This is a genomic window from Streptomyces zingiberis (genome assembly GCF_012034935.1).
In the GTDB taxonomy this organism is placed as follows: Bacteria; Actinomycetota; Actinomycetes; order Streptomycetales; family Streptomycetaceae; genus Streptomyces; species Streptomyces zingiberis.
This window is the reverse complement of the sequence record NZ_JAATEN010000006.1, coordinates 191,821-209,208: the sequence shown is the minus strand read 5'-3', so window position 1 is coordinate 209,208 and position 17,388 is coordinate 191,821. Positions and strand designations below refer to the sequence as shown.

General features: G+C 75.0%; 12 protein-coding genes and 1 riboswitch. Of the genes, 6 read left to right on the top strand and 6 right to left on the bottom strand.

Annotated elements, in window-relative coordinates:
* Positions 1–378: 378 nt before the first annotated feature.
* The 4 genes from HCK00_RS10325 to HCK00_RS10310 all read left to right on the top strand — a co-directional run bounded on the left by HCK00_RS10325 (position 379) and on the right by HCK00_RS10310 (position 5,123).
* Positions 379–1,623 carry an HD domain-containing protein gene (locus HCK00_RS10325; RefSeq protein WP_311765244.1) on the top strand — a complete coding sequence of 415 codons (1,245 nt, stop codon included), beginning with the start codon at positions 379–381 and terminating at the stop codon, positions 1,621–1,623.
* 261 nt (positions 1,624–1,884) lie between these two features.
* Positions 1,885–2,874, top strand: coding sequence for a tetratricopeptide repeat protein (locus HCK00_RS10320; protein ID WP_168101516.1), 990 nt, complete (start codon positions 1,885–1,887; stop codon positions 2,872–2,874).
* A 407-nt stretch (positions 2,875–3,281) separates the two neighbouring features.
* Positions 3,282–3,956 carry a peptide deformylase gene (gene def, locus HCK00_RS10315; protein ID WP_168101515.1) on the top strand — a complete coding sequence of 225 codons (675 nt, stop codon included), beginning with the start codon at positions 3,282–3,284 and terminating at the stop codon, positions 3,954–3,956.
* Between the two features lie 429 nt (positions 3,957–4,385).
* Positions 4,386–5,123: a D-Ala-D-Ala carboxypeptidase family metallohydrolase gene (locus tag HCK00_RS10310; protein ID WP_168101514.1), complete on the top strand. Its 738-nt coding sequence runs from the start codon at positions 4,386–4,388 to the stop codon at positions 5,121–5,123.
* Positions 5,124–5,189: 66 nt separating this feature from the next.
* On the opposite strand, the gene HCK00_RS10305 is transcribed toward HCK00_RS10310, so the two are convergent.
* The 6 genes from HCK00_RS10305 to HCK00_RS10280 all read right to left on the bottom strand — a co-directional run bounded on the left by HCK00_RS10305 (position 5,190) and on the right by HCK00_RS10280 (position 13,657).
* A complete protein-coding gene (locus HCK00_RS10305) occupies positions 5,190–6,182 on the bottom strand; it encodes a ribonucleotide-diphosphate reductase subunit beta (RefSeq protein WP_240965464.1) in 993 nt (330 codons plus the stop codon).
* A gap of 110 nt (positions 6,183–6,292) precedes the next feature.
* Entirely contained in the window at positions 6,293–8,899 is a 2,607-nt protein-coding gene (locus tag HCK00_RS10300; RefSeq protein ID WP_168101512.1) for a ribonucleoside-diphosphate reductase subunit alpha, read from the bottom strand.
* Between the two features lie 139 nt (positions 8,900–9,038).
* A riboswitch (cobalamin riboswitch) is annotated at positions 9,039–9,196 on the bottom strand.
* A gap of 203 nt (positions 9,197–9,399) precedes the next feature.
* A complete protein-coding gene (locus tag HCK00_RS10295; RefSeq protein ID WP_168101511.1) occupies positions 9,400–9,900 on the bottom strand; it encodes a GNAT family N-acetyltransferase in 501 nt (166 codons plus the stop codon).
* Positions 9,901–10,047: 147 nt separating this feature from the next.
* A complete protein-coding gene (locus HCK00_RS10290) occupies positions 10,048–10,236 on the bottom strand; it encodes a YbdD/YjiX family protein (RefSeq protein ID WP_206320185.1) in 189 nt (62 codons plus the stop codon).
* A gap of 26 nt (positions 10,237–10,262) precedes the next feature.
* Entirely contained in the window at positions 10,263–12,464 is a 2,202-nt protein-coding gene (locus HCK00_RS10285; RefSeq protein ID WP_168101509.1) for a carbon starvation CstA family protein, read from the bottom strand.
* A gap of 422 nt (positions 12,465–12,886) precedes the next feature.
* Entirely contained in the window at positions 12,887–13,657 is a 771-nt protein-coding gene (locus HCK00_RS10280) for a GntR family transcriptional regulator (RefSeq protein WP_168101629.1), read from the bottom strand.
* Between the two features lie 435 nt (positions 13,658–14,092).
* Between HCK00_RS10280 and HCK00_RS10275 the strand changes: the two genes are divergently transcribed.
* The gene (locus HCK00_RS10275; RefSeq protein ID WP_168101508.1) at positions 14,093–15,163 is read left to right on the top strand and encodes an SIS domain-containing protein; all 1,071 of its coding nucleotides are present in this window, start codon (positions 14,093–14,095) and stop codon (positions 15,161–15,163) included.
* A 399-nt stretch (positions 15,164–15,562) separates the two neighbouring features.
* Positions 15,563–17,089, top strand: coding sequence for a PAS domain-containing sensor histidine kinase (locus tag HCK00_RS10270; RefSeq protein ID WP_168101628.1), 1,527 nt, complete (start codon positions 15,563–15,565; stop codon positions 17,087–17,089).
* Positions 17,090–17,388: the final 299 nt, after the last annotated feature.

Sequence of the window (17,388 nt, the reverse complement as noted above, 5' to 3'; positions counted from 1 at the left end):
CACGGGCCCGCACGCTGCGGCTCCGCACGCCTCGCTGCCGGGAGCCACATCCGTGCCCACCCCGACCCCGGGCCCCCCGCCCGCGTCCGTCCCGGCCACGGGAGCCGAACCGCAGGCCCCCGAACCGCAGGCCCCCGAACCGCGGGCCCCCGGGCCGGACGCCCCCGGACCGGACGCCCCGGCCCATGGTGTGCCGTCGCCGGGTACGCCCTCCCCGGGACGTGCGGGACCTGACGACGCCGCACCGCCGGGCGCGGGGCACCCCGCGCGAGGCCCGCGCGGGGGAGACGGCCGGTGAGCCCGGCGGTTCCGGGCCCCGGCGAGCTCCGCGGGGCGCGGAGGGACGTGCCCGCGACGGCCGTCAGGGGAGCCGCGGCCGTGGCCGGCGCCACGGCGTGCGTCTGGACGCTCGGGCAGGGCGTCGTGCGGCCGGGCACCGCGCTCGCCTTCGGCCTGCTCATCGCGGCCGGTGAACTGTTGCGCTGCGGGCCGGGGCGGCGCCGGGCGCCGCTGGCCGCCGCCGGGTCCACGGCCTACGCGCTGCTGGGCGGGGTGGGCGGGGTGGGCGGGGGAGTGGCCCAGACCGTGGCGGTGGTCCTGGTGTCCGCCCTGGCGGGCGCCGCCCCGTCGGCGGCTCCGGGCCGGGCGGCCGGACCCGCTCCGTCCACGCGGCCGGCCGGGCCCGCTCGCTCCGCCGTGGCCGGGGTGCCGGAGCGGACCGGCATGTTCCTGGACCGGCCGGTCCGGCGGGCGCTGACCGCCGGGTTCGCCGCCGTGTGCGTCGAGACGCTCCACCCGGGGGCGAACCCGGCGGTCTGGAGTGGACGCGGCCCGGTCCAGGCGCTGTTCCTGCTGGGTGTCGCCCTGCTCACCGCGCAGGGTGACGCCCTGCTGCGCGCGGTCCTCGACCGGCGGCGGGCCGGCCGGCCCCTGGGCGCCCTGCTCCGTGAGGGATGGCGCACCCCGCCGGGCGCGGGACCCGCCGCGCACGCCGCCGGCGCCCTGCTGGCGCTCGCCACGGCGACCGTGGGCCTCTGGGCGCTGCCCGCCTTCTGCCTGCCGCTGCTGCCCGGGGTGTACGCCGCCCGCCGGTTCGAGGCGGCCCGGGCCACCGGCCGTCAGACGGCGGTCTCCCTGGCGCGGGCGACCGAGCTCGCGGGCTGCGTACCGGCCGGCCACCCCCACCGGGTGGCCTCGCTCAGCCGGGCCGTGGGCCGCGAACTGGGGCTGTCCGCACGGGAGCTGGACCTCGTGGAGGACGCGGCGCTGACCCATGACATCGGCCGGCTCTCCCTGCCGGACCCCGCGCACGGCGGCGGGGAGCCGCTGCCGGCCGAGGAGCGGCGCCGGATCGCCCGGCTCGGCGGGGCGGTGGTGCGGCAGAGCGGGGCGGGGGCCGAGATCGCGGCCGTCGTGGAGCGGCAGGCCGACCGCCGCCGGGACCAGCCGCTGCCCGCCCGGATCATCCGGGCCGTCGACGCCTATGACGAACTCGTGGACGGCGGCGCCCCGGCCGGCCCGGAGACCCTGGACCGGCTCCGGCGGTCCGCCGGTGACGCCCTGGAGCCGCGGGTGGTGGACGCCCTGGCCCGGGTCCTCGCCCTCCGCGGGACGGCTCCCTGAGAGGCGGCGGCGGGCCGGTGGCGCCCTGGGCGGTGCGCCGTGCCCTGCCCGGACGTGGTTGGATGCGCCGGTCGGGATTCACCTGGTCCTCCGGTGGCAAGGAGCTGTGATGGGCCCGGAGATCCGGGCTGAGGCGGCGGCCGAAGTGTGGCAGGTTGTCCTCAGGGGCGAGCCTCCCCGGTGCCCCGGCGACGCCGCCGGCCGCGCGCCGGGGGCCCCGGTACGGCAAGGGACACGGAGCGAGACCGGCAGGCGGGAATCGTGAAGATCTTCGGCAGGGTACGGAACCGCCCCTCCGCCTCGTGGCGGCGGGCGACGGACCGCGCTTTCACGCTGATCGGCGACGGCCGGTACGAGGACGCGGGGGCGCTGCTCACCCGCGCCGCCGACCTGGAGCCCTGGCTCTCCGAGTCCTGGTTCAACCTGGCGCTGCTGCACAAGTTCCGCCACGACTGGGAGCAGGCGCGCACCGCGGGCCTGCGCGCCGTCGCCCTGCTGGACCGGGACGCGGGGGCGCCGGACTGGTGGAACGTCGGCATCGCCGCCACCGCCCTCCAGGACTGGCCGCTGGCCCGCCGCGCCTGGCAGGCCTACGGGCTCAAGGTCCCCGCCGAGCAGGGGGGTGAGCCCCCGGCGGGCGGTCCCGTGGAGATGGAGCTGGGCAGCGCCGCCGTGCGGCTCTCGCCGGAGGGCGAGGCCGAGGTGGTCTGGGGCCGCCGGCTGGACCCGGCGCGGATCGAGGTGCTGTCGATCCCGCTGCCGTCCTCGGGACGCCGCTGGGGCGAGGTCGTCCTGCACGACGGCGTCCCGCGCGGTGAGCGGCTGACCGCCGCGGGCCCCTCCTACCCGGTCTTCGACGAGATCGAGCTGTGGGCGCCCTCCGCGGTCCCCACCTGGGTGGTGCTGCTGGAGGCGGCCTCCGAGGCGGACCGGGACGCGCTGGAGCGGCTGGCGGCGGACGCCGGTTTCGCCGCCGAGGACTGGTCCTCCTCGGTGCGCCTGCTCTGCCGGACCTGCTCGGAGAGCCGGATGCCGAGCGCCGAGGGCGACGAGGACCATCTCGACCCGCACGACCACAGCGTCCCCGGTCACCCGGGCCCGCTGGGGCACCGCACCGAGGGCGACCACTGGGCGGTGGAACGGGAGTGCGGTATAGCCGCGCCGCCCGGGCTGGTCCGCGGGCTGCTCGACGGCTGGGTCGCCGACAGCCCGGACACCCGCGCCTGGCGCGACCTCGAAGAGGTCTGCTGACCCTCGGCGCGCCCCGCCACCCCTGCCGCCCCGCGGCACGGCTTCTCCACCCACGCTCCGGCGGGCCGCCGCCGGACTTCCACCGCCACGGTCCCGCGCGCCGGGGGCGAGGCGGACACCGGACCCCGGGGGCCGGTGGAACCGGCGAGCGGGGACGCCGGGCGGTGCTCGCGCGGCAGCCGCGGGCGGTCCGTCCTGCCCCCGGCGAGCGGCGGCACGGGGAGCGGGGCCGGCGAGGGGCACGGCAGCCCCCGTTCCGTCACGGCGAGGGCGTTCTCCTCGCCGGGGGCGAGGAAGGAGGCCCGGCTGCCCGTCCCGGGGCCGGAACGGCCGTACGGCCGGGTTCCCTCCGCCGCTACCCTGTACGGCAGCATCACGAGGGTTCTCCAGGAAGGCGTACGGCGGACATGGCCCAGCAGGACAGCGCACGGCAGACGGCGGAGGGCGCGGCGTCGGCTCCGGCGTCCGCGGAGCCCGGGGAGAACCTGGAGTTCCTGGACGACACGGTGGACGCCGGGGAGCGCGAGCAGGCGCACCGTGAGCGCGGCACGGCCCGTCCGATCACCGTGGTCGGCAACCCGGTGCTGCACCGGCGGTGCCAGGACGTCACCGAGTTCGGCGGGGAACTCGCGCAGCTCGTCGACGACATGTTCGCCAGCCAGCGCGCGGCCGAGGGCGTCGGCCTGGCGGCCAACCAGATCGGTGTGGATCTGCGGGTGTTCGTCTACGACTGCCCGGACGACGAGGGCGTGCGCCACGTCGGCGCCATCTGCAACCCCGTGATCGAGGAGCTGCCGGCCGAGCGCCGGGCGCTCGACGAGTCCAACGAGGGCTGCCTGTCGGTGCCCACGGCCTACGCCCCGCTCGCGCGCCCGGACTACGCGGTCTGCCGTGGTCAGGACATCCAGGGCAAGCCGGTCGTGGTCCGTGGCACCGGCTACTTCGCGCGCTGCCTCCAGCACGAGACCGACCACCTGGACGGTTATCTCTACATCGACCGGCTCTCCAAGCGGGACCGGAAGGACGCCCTGCGGCAGATGGCCGAGGGCACGCCGCGCTACGAGACGGTCCCCAACGACTGAGCTCCGCGCCGCCCCCGCCCCCACGCCCCGCCCGGCATCCGGCATCCGGTGGCGTCCGGGCGGGCGCCGGTGGTGGGTGCCCGGCCACCGGCCGGCGCGGGCCCGGCGCGCCTGCCCGGTGCCGCCCCGGGACGGAGACGGTGCCCGGCGGCGCGGGCACGCCCCGCCGATGTGCCCCTCTGCTCCCTGCCCCGCCGGCTGCGCCGCGCCCGCCTCGCCCCGCCGGCCGGTTTCATCGCCTCGCCTCGCCTCGCCTCGCCCCGCCCCGCCCCCGTCCCGGCCCGCCTGAGCCCTCGCCGGCTCACCGGTGCGGCCGGGCCGCCCCCCTTGCTGGGCTTTTGCAGCAGGGCGCAAGGGAGTTGACGCGCGTGGACCGGCACGTCAGTCTCGTCCGCGACGACGTCCCCACCCGAGAGGGAGGCACCCGTAGTGATCAGACGTACCGTGAGAAGCATGCTGGCCATTGTCATGCTCATGGCTGGCTTGACCGGTGGCGCGCTCGTCACCGCCGGTCCCGCCTACGCCGACGGCTGTTACACCTGGTCCCGCACCCTCTCCCAGGGGGCCTCCGGAGCCGATGTGACCCAGCTCCAGATCCGGGTCGCCGGCTATCCCGGCAGCGGAGGGGTGCTGGCGGTCGACGGCCAGTACGGTCCCGCCACCGAAGCCGCCGTCAAGCGGTTCCAGTCGGCGTACGGGCTGGCCGCGGACGGGGTCGCCGGACCTGCCACCTTCAGCAAGATCTACTCCCTCCAGGACGACGACTGCACCCCGATCCACTTCTCCTACTCCGAGCTCAACACGTGCAACAGCACCTGGGCCGGCGGAGCGGTGAGCGCGGCCACGGCCAAGTCCAACGCCCTGCGCACGATGTGGAAGCTGGAGGCGCTGCGCCACGCGCTCGGTGACCAGCCGATCCGGGTGACCAGCGGCTTCCGCTCGACCGCCTGCAACGACGCGGTCGGCGGCGCGTCGGGCAGCCGCCACCTCTACGGGGACGCGGCCGACCTCGGCGCCTCACCGCATTCCCTGTGCACCCTCGCCAAGGCCGCCCGCAACCACGGCTTCAACGGCATCCTCGGCCCGGGCTACCCCGGGCACAACGACCACACCCACGTCGACCACCGCTCCAGCCGCTTCTGGTCCGCCTCCACCTGCGGCATCTGACCCCGGCGGACGGGATCCCGGCCCGGCGGCCGGGGCCCCGCCCGCGGTGGCGGACGGCGCCCGGAATCAGAAGTCGTCGTCCAGAGAGACGGCTCCCTCGACCGCGACCTGATAGGCCGACGGACGGCGCTCGAAGAAGTTGGTCAGCTCCTCCACGCCCTGCAACTCCATGAACGGGAACGGGTTGCGCGCGCCGTAGTACGCCGGCAGTCCGAGGCGGCGCAGCCGCTGGTCGGCGACGCACTCCAGATAGGCCCGCATGGACTCGGTGTTCATCCCGGGCAGCCCGTCGCCGCACAGATCGCGGGCGAACCGCAGTTCGGCCTCGACCGCCTCGCGGAGCATCTCCGTGACCCGCCGGCCCATCTCCTCGTCGAAGAGGTCCGGTTCCTCCTCGCGCACGGTGTCCACCACCGAGAACGCGAAGTCCATGTGCATCGACTCGTCACGGAACACCCAGTTGGTGCCGGTCGCCAGCCCGTGCAGCAGCCCGCGCGAGCGGAACCAGTAGACGTAGGCGAACGCCCCGTAGAAGAACAGCCCTTCGATGCAGGCGGCGAAGCAGATCAGATTGAGCAGGAACCGCCGTCGGTCCTCCTTGCTCTCCAGCCGGTCGAGCTTCTCCACCGAGTCCATCCAGCGGAAGCAGAACTCGGCCTTCTCGCGGATCGACGGGATGTTCTCCACGGCGGCGAAGGCGGCGGCCCGGTCGTCGTGGTCGGGGAGATAGGTGTCCAGCAGCGTCAGGTAGAACTGGACGTGCACGGCCTCCTCGAAGAGCTGGCGGGAGAGGTAGAGCCGCGCCTCGGGGGAGTTGATGTGCTGGTAGAGCGTGAGCACCAGGTTGTTGGCGACGATCGAGTCCCCGGTCGCGAAGAAGGCGACGAGACGGCCGATGAGATGGCGCTCGCCGGCGGAGAGGCGGGCCAGGTCCGCCACGTCGGAGTGGAGGTCGACCTCCTCGACGGTCCAGGTGTTGCGGATCGCGTCGCGGTAGCGCTCGTAGAACGCCGGGTAGCGCATCGGGCGCAGGGTCAGTTCGAAGCCGGGGTCGAGCAGGTTCCGCTCCGCGGGGCGGCCGGCGCCGGTGCCGGTGGACGGCGTCCGGGTGGCGGCTTCGGTGCCCGCGCGTTCGCGGGTGACGGGTCCGGTGGTCAGGGGTTCGGTGGTCACTGGCATGCCTCGCAGGACTCGGGGTTCTCCAGGGAGCAGGCGGCGGCCTCACCGGGTGGCGGGGCGGCTCCCGGTCCGGGCGCGGCACCGGGCGCGGCACCGGCTCCGGTGTCCGTCCCGGTGCCCGTCCCGGCATCGGCCGCGCCGGCGGCCCGCGCGATCCGGGTGGCCGGCCGGGACCGCAGGTAGTAGGTGGTCTTCAGCCCCTTGCGCCAGGCGTAGGCGTACATCGAGCTGAGCTTGCCGATGGTGGGGGTGGCCAGGAAGAGGTTCAGCGACTGGCCCTGGTCGAGGTAGGGCGTGCGCGCGGCGGCCATGTCGATCAGCGCCCGCTGCGGCAGTTCCCAGGCGGTCCGGTAGCGGGCCCGCAGGTCCGCCGGGAGCCCGGTGAGGTCCTGCACGGAGCCACCGGCCTCGCGCAGCGCCTCGCGGGTGCGGGCGTCCCAGACGCCCAGCTCTTTGAGCTCGGCCACCAGATAGGCGTTGACCTGGAGGAACTCCCCGGACAGCGTCTCGCGTTTGAAGAGGTTCGACACCTGCGGCTCGACGCATTCGTACACCCCGGCGATGGAGGCGATCGTCGCGGTCGGCGCGACGGCGAGGAGGAGCGCGTTGCGCATCCCGCTCACGGCGATCCGCGCGCGCAGCGCCTCCCACCGCTCGGGCAGGCGCGGATCGGTGGCCGGCGGGCCGGCGGAGCCGTCCCGGTAGTGGTCCGGGTGGAGGACGCCGCGCGAGGTGCGGGTGGCGGACCAGGCCGGCAGCGGGCCGTGGCGCTCGGCCAGCGCGCAGGAGGTCTCGTAGGCGGTGAGCATGATCCGCTCGGCGATCGCCGTGGAGAGCGCGGTGGCCGCGGGGGAGTCGAAGGGCAGCCGCAGCCGGAAGAAGACGTCCTGCAACCCCATCACCCCCAGGCCGACGGGGCGCCAGCGCCGGTTGGAGGCGGCGGCCTGCGGGGTCGGGTAGAAGTTGATGTCCACGACCCGGTCGAGGAAGGTCACGGCGGTGCGGACGGTGGCGTCCAGCCGTTCCCAGTCCATCGCCCCGGCCACCGGGTCGTCCCCGGCGGCCGCGCTCCCCGGCCCCGCGCCGGGGGCCACATGGGCGGCGAGGTTGACCGAGCCCAGATTGCACACGGCGGTCTCGCCGTCGTCGGAGACCTCCAGGATCTCCGTGCAGAGGTTCGAGGAGTGGATGACCTTGCCGGGCTCGGCGGTCTGGTTCGCCGTCCGGTTGGCGGTGTCCTTGAACGTCATCCAGCCGTTGCCGGTCTGCGCCAGCGTCCGCATCATCCGCGCGTAGAGCTGGCGGGCGGGAAGCCGGCGGACGGCGAGCCCGGCGTCCTCGGCCCGCCGGTAGGCGGCGTCGAACTCCGCGCCCCACAGGTCGGGCAGTTCCGGCACGTCGGCGGGGGAGAACAGCGACCACTGGGTGTCGGCCTCCACCCGGCGCATGAACTCGTCCGGGATCCAGTTGGCCAGATTGAGGTTGTGGGTGCGGCGCGCCTCCTCGCCGGTGTTGTCCCGCAGCTCCAGGAACTCCTCGATGTCGGCGTGCCAGGGCTCCAGGTAGACGCAGGCGGCGCCCTTGCGGCGGCCGCCCTGGTTGACGGCGGCGACCGAGGCGTCGAGGGTGCGCAGGAACGGCACGATGCCGCCGGAGCGGCCGTTGGTGCCGCGGATCAGGGAGCCGCGGGAGCGGACCCGGCTGAACGGCAGCCCGATGCCGCCCGCGTGCTTCGACAGCCGCGCGACCTGGTGGTAGCGCTCGTACAGGGAGTCCAGCTCGTCGCGCGGGGAGTCCAGCAGATAGCAGGAGGACATCTGGGGGTGACGGGTGCCGGAGTTGAAGAGGGTGGGGGAGCTGGGGAGGTACTCCAGGCGGCTCATCAGCCGGTAGAGCGCGGCGACCTCGGTCACGGGGTCCTCGGCGGTCCCGGTCAGGGGGGCGGTCCCGTCCCAGCCGCCGTCTGCCGCGCCGTCCGCCGCCTGCCGGGGAGACGGGGAGCCGGGGCCGCCGGCCGGATCGGCCGCCAGTCCGCAGGCGACCCGGAGCAGGAAGAACTGCGGGGTCTCGATCACCTCGCGCGTCACCGGGTGGCGCAGCAGGTACCGGCTGTGGAGGGTGCGCAGGCCGAAGTAGCCGAAGCGGTCGTCGGCGCCGTCGGCGAGCGCCGTCTCCACCAGGGTCTCCAGCCGGTCGGCGTGCTCCCGGACGAAGGCCGCCGTGCGGTCGGCGATCAGGCCCTCGCGGTGCCCGGTGGCGATCGAGGCGGTGAAGGAGTGGCCGCCCTGGCCGGTGGCCTCGGCCGCGATGGCGCGGGTGAGGAGGCGGGCCGCCAGCCGGGAGTAGGCCGGGTCCTCGGCGATCAGCCCGGCGGCCGCCTCCGTCGCCAGCTCGCGCAGTGCCGCCTCGTCCGCGCCGGGTTCCCGGCCGCGCAGCGCGATGGCGGCGACCAGGCCGGGGTCGGTGGCGGGGAGGTCGGCGGTGAGCGCGGTCAGGGACCGCAGCAGGGCGGTGCCGGGGTCGTCGCGGTCGGCGGCGGTGGCCGCAGGCTCCGCGGAACGGCCGGCTGACGCGGGATCGGCGGACGCGATCGTCACGTGGGGGCTCTCCCTCGCTCGGCGGGCGGCGGGGAGCGGACGCGGGCGCACCCGGGCAGCCGTGAGGAGGGGCGGCACCGCGTGACGTCCGCCGGCCCAGTCCCCGGGGCCCGGACGGAAGCTGACGCCCGGATCGGTCGAACCGGGCGTGCCGACGGCAGGTGCTCGGACTCGGGGGCAGCGCGTGGCCGGCCCCCACACCGTTGCGGGACAGTCCGGGATTCTCACCCGGTTCCCCTGGCGCGTCAGCGGGCATGAGCATACATGTTGTGCCGCTCCGTGCGAGCGCCACTAGATGTTGTGTGTCGTGGCCGCCGGGGCGGGTTTGCAGGGGAACACGTCCCGGCCCGGCCGCGGGCCGCCACCCGGCCCGGTGGTGACCGGCCGGGCGGCTGCCGCGGAGGGCCGGGCGTTCCCGTTCGGGATTCCCGCGGCCCGCGGCGCGCCGTCCCCGCGCCGTCCCCGCGCCGTCCGTGCGGGAGTGGGCGCCCGGCGGCGGCTCAGAACTCGTGGAGGAAGGCGAGCAGCCGCTCCCCCGGCACCGGCTCCCAGTCCCGCTCCGGCGCCCGGACGAAGCCCAGCCTGCGGTAGAGGCGGTGGGCGGAGACCATCCTGGGGTGGGTGGAGAGCGCCACCCGGGTGTGCCCCGCCTCGCGGCTCCGTGCCAGACAGGCGCGGACCAGCGCCTCCCCGGCCCCGCGGCCGCGCGCCTCCCGGGCCACGGCGAGCATCCGGAACTCGCCCTCGCCCGGACGGGAGATCTCCACGTACGGGCTGCCCGCCAGGACATGCGCGACGCACCCCAGCGGCCGGTCGTCCACCGCGTCCGCGGCGACCAGCAGCTCGGTGTGCGCGGCTCGCCCCGCGGCGTCGCGCAGGGTGCCGAGATACGGGTCCGTGGCGCCGAAATCCAGCAGGTCGTCGCCGAGATAGGCGTCGGCGGTCAGTGCTCCCAGCGCCGGGTACTCCTCCGGGCGGGCGGTGCGGATGACGAGGTCCATGCCGGGCAGTCTGCCGTACGGGACCGGCGGTGGCCGCGTGCGTTCTCCGCCCCACGCGCCCGGCGGCCGGGAGGCCCCGGTACGCCCGACGGCCCCGGTGCCCCCGGCCGGGGGCACCGGGGCCGTCGGGCGCCGGGCGGTGAGCGGTCAGCAGCAGCGGAAGCCCTCGCGGGGGTCCGCCTCACGGCGGTCCACCCGCCACCGCTCGAAGGCGCGCCGGCTGAGTACCTCCGCGTGCGGGTCGCGGGCCCGCGTGTACGCGACGTACCGGTCGTAGACGGCCTCGCCGGTCAGCTCCCGCCACACGGCGCGGAACCGGGCCAGCCTCCGCGCCAGGCCGGCGCGGAGGACGGCGGCGCCGCTCACGACGGGCTCCCCGGATCGCTCCCCTTCGCGGGGGCGGCGCCGGCCGTGGCCAGTTCGGCCTTCTCCTCCCGGGTGGGCCAGAGCCCGGCCGGGGCGACGAGCTCGGACTTCACGTGCGGGACCTCCGTGAGCCGGCTCTCCGCCGGGTTGCGGATCGCCTTGACGCACACCCGTGCCGCGTCGATCAGCACCACGAGGACCAGCACCAGGAAGAGCACCGAGAGGACGCCGTCCACGGTCGCGTTGGTGACCACGGTGTGCATGTCGTCCATGTCCTTCGCGGGCGCCAGCACCTTGCCGTCCTCGATGGCCTGCCGGTAGACGGAGCGCTGCTCGAAGAAGCCGATCGCGGGGTCGGAGGAGAAGATCTTCTGCCAGCTCGCCGTGAAGGTGACGGCGACGTCCCAGGCGAGCGGAATACCCGTCACCCAGGCCCATTTCAGCCGTCCGGACTTGATCAGCAGCGTGGTGGCGACCGCCAGGGCGATGGCGGCGAGGAGCTGGTTCGCGATGCCGAACAGCGGGAAGAGCTGGTAGATGCCGCCCAGCGGGTCGTGCACGCCGACCCAGAGGAAGTAGCCCCAGGCGCCGACGACCACGGCGCTCGCGATCCAGGCCCCCGGCCGCCAGCTGACGTCACGGAACGGCTTGTAGACGTTGCCCAGCATGTCCTGGAGCATGAACCGGCCGACCCGGGTCCCCGCGTCGACGGTGGTGAGGATGAAGAGCGCCTCGAACATGATGGCGAAGTGGTACCAGAACGCCTTCATCCCGGCGCCGCCGAAGACCGCGGAGAAGATCTCCGATATGCCGACTGCCAGCGTCGGGGCCCCACCGGTACGGGAGAGCAGGCTCTCCTCCTCCACGGCCTTGGCGGCGGCGGCCAGTTGCTCGGGGGTGATGGTGTAGCCGAGGTTCGCGACCGCCTCGGACGCCGACTGCACGCTGTCACCGATGAGCCCGGCCGGGGCGTTCATGGCGAAGTACAGACCGGGGTCGATGATGCTTGCCGCCACCAGCGCCATGATCGCGACGAAGGACTCCATCAGCATGGAGCCGTAGCCGATCATGCGGACCTGGGTCTCCTTCTGGATCATCTTCGGGGTGGTGCCCGAGGAGATCAGGGCGTGGAAGCCGGAGAGCGCGCCGCAGGCGATGGTGATGAAGACGAACGGGAAGAGCGAGCCGGCGAAGACCGGGCCGGCGCCCGAACCCGCGAACTCCGTGATGCCGTCCATCTTCATGGTCGGCAGCGCGAACGCGACGCCCAGGGCCAGCAGGACGATGGTGCCGATCTTCATGAAGGTCGACAGGTAGTCCCGCGGGGCGAGCAGCATCCACACCGGCAGCACGGAGGCGAAGAAGCCGTAGACCACCAGCCAGATCACCAGGGTGCCGGGGGTGAGGGTGAAGGTGTCCGCCCAGGACGACTCGGCGACCCAGCTGCCGGAGACGATGGCGAACAGCAGCAGCACCACGCCGATGACCGAGACCTCGGTGACCCGGCCCGGCCGCAGCACCCGCAGGTAGAAGCCCATGAAGAAGGCGATGGGGATGGTCAGCGCGATGGAGAAGGTGCCCCACGGCGAGTGGGCCAGCGCGTTGACGACCACCAGGGCGAGCACCGCCAGCAGGATGATCATGATGGCGAAGATGGCGATCAGGGCGGCGGCGCCACCGAACGGGCCGATCTCCTCCCGGGCCATCTGCCCCAGCGACTTGCCGTCCCGCCGCATGGAGAAGAAGAGCGTGACCATGTCCTGGACGGCACCGGCGAGGATGACGCCCACGACGATCCAGATGGTGCCGGGGAGATAGCCCATCTGGGCCGCGAGGACCGGACCGACGAGCGGGCCGGCGCCCGCGATCGCGGCGAAGTGGTGACCGAGCAGCACACGGCGGTCGGTGGGGTGGAAGTCGACACCGTTGTCGAGCCGTTCGGCCGGGGTCGCCCGGGTCTTGTCCACCCGCAGGACGCGCCGGGCTATGAAGCGGGAGTAGAACCGGTAGGCGATGGCGTACGAGCCGAGGGCGGCGACGACCAGCCAGGCGGCCGACACCTCCTCACCCCGGGCGAGGGCGAGCACGGCCCACCCCGAGGCGCCCAGGAGGGCAACGGCCGTCCAGACGGCGATCGATATCGGGGTCGGCCGCCGCCGGACGGCGGCGGGTGGGGCAGCCGAATCTGACTCTGGCATGGGAGCGTCTCCGATTTCCGGGTGGGATCTCCTGCGGTGCGCGCAGCGAAATCTAGGCGAGTGCCACCGGGAGGTGCACTACGCCTGCATACCGGTACGGACACATTGTGGAAACCACTGTCCGGTAAGTGGAAGATGCCGTTACCCTGCGGGCGGGTCTCCGGACCGCGCGCCGTAGCAGTCGCCGGCGCGGACCGGCGCCTCCGCCCCGCGGGCGCTCCGCGCGCCCCTCGTACCCGGGCACACGTCAGACATCCGCGTGGCACCGGGAGTTCGGCCCGGCGGCCGGGGGCCCGGGGGATCCGGTGGGAGCCACGCCCCGGGATACGGGCCGTCAGCGGTCCGGCCACTGGTCCGGCCGCCGGGGCACGGCGTACCCCGGGCATGTCACCCCGTCAGGACCGCGCGCGGGTTCCGCCCCGTCAGGAGTCCGGCCGCCGGAGCCGGGCGACGAACTTGTAGCGGTCCCCCCGGTACACCGAGCGGACCCACTCGACCGGCGCCCCCGCCGGGTCGAAGGAGTGGCGCGAGAGCATCAGCATCGGCAGCCCGGTGTCCGTCCCCAGCAGCCCGGCCTCGCGCGGGCTGGCCAGCGAGGTCTCGATCGTCTCCTCGGCCTCCGCCGGGCGGACGTCGTACACCTCGGCCAGCGCGGTGTAGAGCGAGGTGTACTTCACCAGGCTGCGGCGGAGGGCGGGAAAGCGCTTGGCGGAGAGGTGGGTGGTCTCGATGGCCATCGGCTCACCGCTGGCCAGCCGCAGCCGCTCGATGCGCAGCACCCGCCCCCCGGGGGCTATGTCGAGCAGCCCGGCCAGCCGGTCGTCGGCCGTGATGTAGCCGATGTCCAGCAGCTGCGAGGCCGGTTCCAGCCCCTGGGCCCGCATGTCCTCGGTGTAGGAGGTGAGCTGGAGGGCCTGGGAGACCTTGGGCTTGGCGACGAAGGTGCCCTTGCCCTGGATGCGCTCCAGCCGCCCCTCCACCACGAGTTCCTGGAGGGCCTGGCGGACCGTCGTCCGGGAGGTGTCGAACTCCGTGGCGAGGGTGCGCTCCGGCGGCACGGGGCTGCCCGGTGGCAGCGTCTCGGTCATCTCCAGCAAGTGGCGCTTGAGCCGGTAGTACTTCGGCACCCGGGGGGTCCGCCCCGCGCCCGCCGGTCCGTCCGGCCCGTTGCCGGCGCCCTGGTCGGTCTCCATCGTCAGCCTTCCCGACTGCTGGCCTGCTGCCGTCACCGGCTCCTCCGTCCGTAGGCGGTGCCGGGCCGCTCCCGCCGGTGTCCCGCCGGTGTCCCGCTCGGCCGGGTCCCGCCCGGCACGCGCGCGCCGCGCCGGTACCACCCGCCTGCCCGGCGCCGGGAACCCGACGCCCCGGGGCTCACATGGTGGCACGCCCCCCGGTGTGCGCCACCCCCGGCGGCGGCACCGACAGCCTTCTTATACACCCTTCGCCCCGGGAACGCCCCCGGTCGGGGTGGTCCGGGCGGCGATTGGTCTAAACCAAACGCGGGTAGGCTGGCCTCTGTCCGCCCGCGCCGGAACGTCCGGCGCGCCCCCACCGCCGGCGGCCCCGCGCCCCCCGCACCGCCGGGAGGCCGGGCCGGGAGCCGCTCAGATCCACGGGAGGCAGCCCGCATGCCCGTCACGCAGCCCTTCCCCGGAGGCGAGACCCCCGGCAGCGTCATGGCCGGCGAGATCGCCGAACAGCCCGCGGTGCTCTCCCGGATCCTCGGCGAGGGGGCCGCCGCGATCCGGGAGACCGCCCGCCGTGTCGCGGCCCGCCGCCCCCGGTTCGCCCTGCTGACCGCGCGGGGCACCTCCGACCACGCCGCCCTGTACGCGAAGTACCTGCTGGAGATCCGCCGGGGGATGCCCTGCGGGCTCACCTCCATGTCGACCACCACGGCCTACGGCGCCCGCCCCGGCCTCACGGACGTGCTGGTCGTCGCCGTCAGCCAGTCCGGCGGCTCACCGGACCTGGTGGCGTCCACCGAGGCGGCCCGCGCGGGGGGCGCGATCACCGTCGCGGTGACCAACAACCCGTCCTCGCCGCTCGCCGCCGTGGCGGAGTTCCACGTGGACATCCTGGCCGGTCCCGAGCGGGCGCTGCCCGCGACGAAGACCTACACCGCCGAACTGCTGGCCCTGTACCTGTTCGTGGAGGGCCTGGCGGACGGCGACGGCTCGGCGGCCCGGGTGCTGCCGGACCTCGCGGGGCGGGTCCTGGACCGGGGGCACGAGGTCCGCGCGCTCGCCGGGCGCTACCGCTTCGCCGAGCGCATGGTGCTCACCTCCCGCGGCTACGGCTACCCGACGGTGAAGGAGGGCGCCCTCAAGCTCATGGAGACCAGCTACATCCCGGCGCTCTCCTACTCCGGAGCGGACCTGCTGCACGGTCCGCTCGCCATGGTCGACAACGTCTCGCCGGTGATCGCCGTCGTGCCCCAGGGGCGCGGCGGGGAGGCGCTCCGGCCGGTGCTCGACCGGCTGCGGGACCGGGGCGCGGATCTCGTGGTGATCGGGGACGAGCGGGAGGCCGCCACCGCCTCCGCCGGGTTCGCCCTGCCCACCGCGGGTGTCGCCGAAGAGGTGCAGCCGGTGCTGGAGATCCTCCCGCTCCAGCTGCTGGCCTACGAGGTGACCATCGCCCGGGGCCAGGACCCCGACGCGCCACGGGCGCTGGCGAAGATCACCGAAACCCGCTGAGCACGGCCGCGAGCGGCGAGGGCCGGTACGGGCCTTCCGGCCACGAGCGGGGTCCCCGCGGCCACACGGGGCCGCGGCGGGACCCTCGATGCGTCCGGCACCGCGGCCCTGGCCCGGGAACGGAGCCGCACCGGCCGGTGATCCCGCGGGGGTGCCGTGCCCGAGGCCGGTGCCCGAGGCCGTGCCGGCCGGAAGACCCGGCGGCGGCCGGGGCGGTGGGCGCCCCCGGGTCCCGTCCGCCCCCGCATGCGGCGAGGGCGGGGACCGCGCGGGGCGGGCCGTCACGGTCCTGGCCGCCGGTGGCCCGCCGGGCCGTCCCCGCCGGTCCGCCGCCCGTCCCCGCCGGTCCGCGCCCGGGGGCTCGGGGGGCCTGCGGGTAGGCTCGCGGGTGTGCCGTCCATGAACGACCTCGTCCGCCAGCACACCGCGCTCAGCGACTCCGACCTGGAGTGGCTCCATCTGCTGGTGTCGGAGTGGCAGCTCCTCTCCGACCTCTCCTTCGCCGATCTGGTGCTGTGGGTGCCCACCCGGGACGGCACCCGCTACGTCTCCGTGGCGCAGATGCGGCCCAACACCGGGCCCACGTCCTACCAGAACGACATGGTCGGCCATCTCGTTCCCCGCGGGCGCCGCCCGATGCTGGACACCGCGCTGGACGAGGGGCGGATCGTGCGGGAGGGGGACCCGGAGTGGCGGGAGGAGGTGCCCGTCCGGGTGGAGTCCATCCCGGTGCGGCGGGAGGGCCGCGTCCTCGGCGTGATCGCCCGCAACACCAACCTGCTGACCGTCCGCACCCCGAGCCGGCTGGAACTCACCTACCTGCAGAGCGCGTCGGACCTGGCGCAGATGATCGCCGCGGGCGCCTTTCCCTTCACCGACCAGCAGGGCGACATGGACGTCTCGCCCCGCGCCGGCGACGGCCTCATCCGGCTCGACGCGGACGGTGTCGTCCAGTACGCCAGCCCCAACGCGCTCTCCGCCTACCACCGGCTGGGACTCGCCGCCGATCTCGTCGGCCACCACCTCGGCCGCGCCACCGCCGAGCTCGCCCCCGCCCGGGAGGCCGTGGACGAGGCGGTCGTCCGGCTCGCCAGCGGCTGGGCCCCGCGCGACTTCGAGGTGGAGAGCGACCAGGCCGTCATCCAGCTCCGCTCCATCCCGCTCAAGCCCCGCGGCACCCGGATCGGCTCCCTGGTGCTCCTCCGGGACGTCACCGAACTGCGCCGCCGCGAGCGGGAACTGCTCACCAAGGACGCCACCATCCGGGAGATCCACCACCGGGTGAAGAACAACCTCCAGACGGTCGCGGCGCTGCTCCGGCTCCAGGCCCGGCGGATGGACTCCGACCAGGGCCGCGCCGCGCTGGGGGAGGCCGTGCGGCGGGTGGGTTCCATCGCCATCGTGCACGAGACGCTCTCCCAGAACCTCGACGAGCGGGTGGAGTTCGACGAGATCGCCGACCGGGTGCTGTCGATGGTCGCGGAGATCTCCCCGGGCCGGGTGGCCTGCCGCCGCACCGGGCGGTTCGGGATACTCGACGCCGACGTGGCGACGCCGCTGTCCATGGCGCTGACCGAGGTGGTGCAGAACGCCCTGGAGCACGGCTTCCCCGCGGGCGGCCGGTCGCCCGACGGGCCGGAGCGCGGGACGGTCGAGGTGGCCGCGGTCCGCGGCGGCGGCCGGTCCGACCCGCGGCTGCTGGTCACCGTCCAGGACGACGGGGCGGGTCTGCCCCCGGGGTTCGACCCGGACCGGGCCGGCAATCTGGGCCTGCAGATCGTGCGGACGCTGGTGGAGAACGAGTTGGGCGGCACCTTCGAGATGCGCCCGGTGCCGGAGGGCGGCACCCGGGTGCTGCTCGACATCCCGGTGCGGTCCGAGGGCACGGACCGCCGGGGCACCGCTCCGGCGCCCGGCGGGAGCTGAACCGCCGTCCGGGCCACCCGGCCCGTCCCGCCCCGTCTCACCCTGTTCCGGCCCGCCCCGGCCGGAGACGGGCTCGCGGCGGACGCCGGGCGGTCCGCCGGCCGCCGTCACGGCCGCCCGGTACGGGCGTCCGGCGCCGCGTCCCCGCACAGCACTGAGCCCCGGCCGGGATCCGGCCGGGGCTCAAAGCTTGTGTGCAACGGGTTACTGCGCGCTGCGACTATCGGGGGCGGGAGGCGCGTACACGTGGGGATGACGCGATGTCATCGGCGTACGTTCCGCCCAGGTGCGGGGGGCTG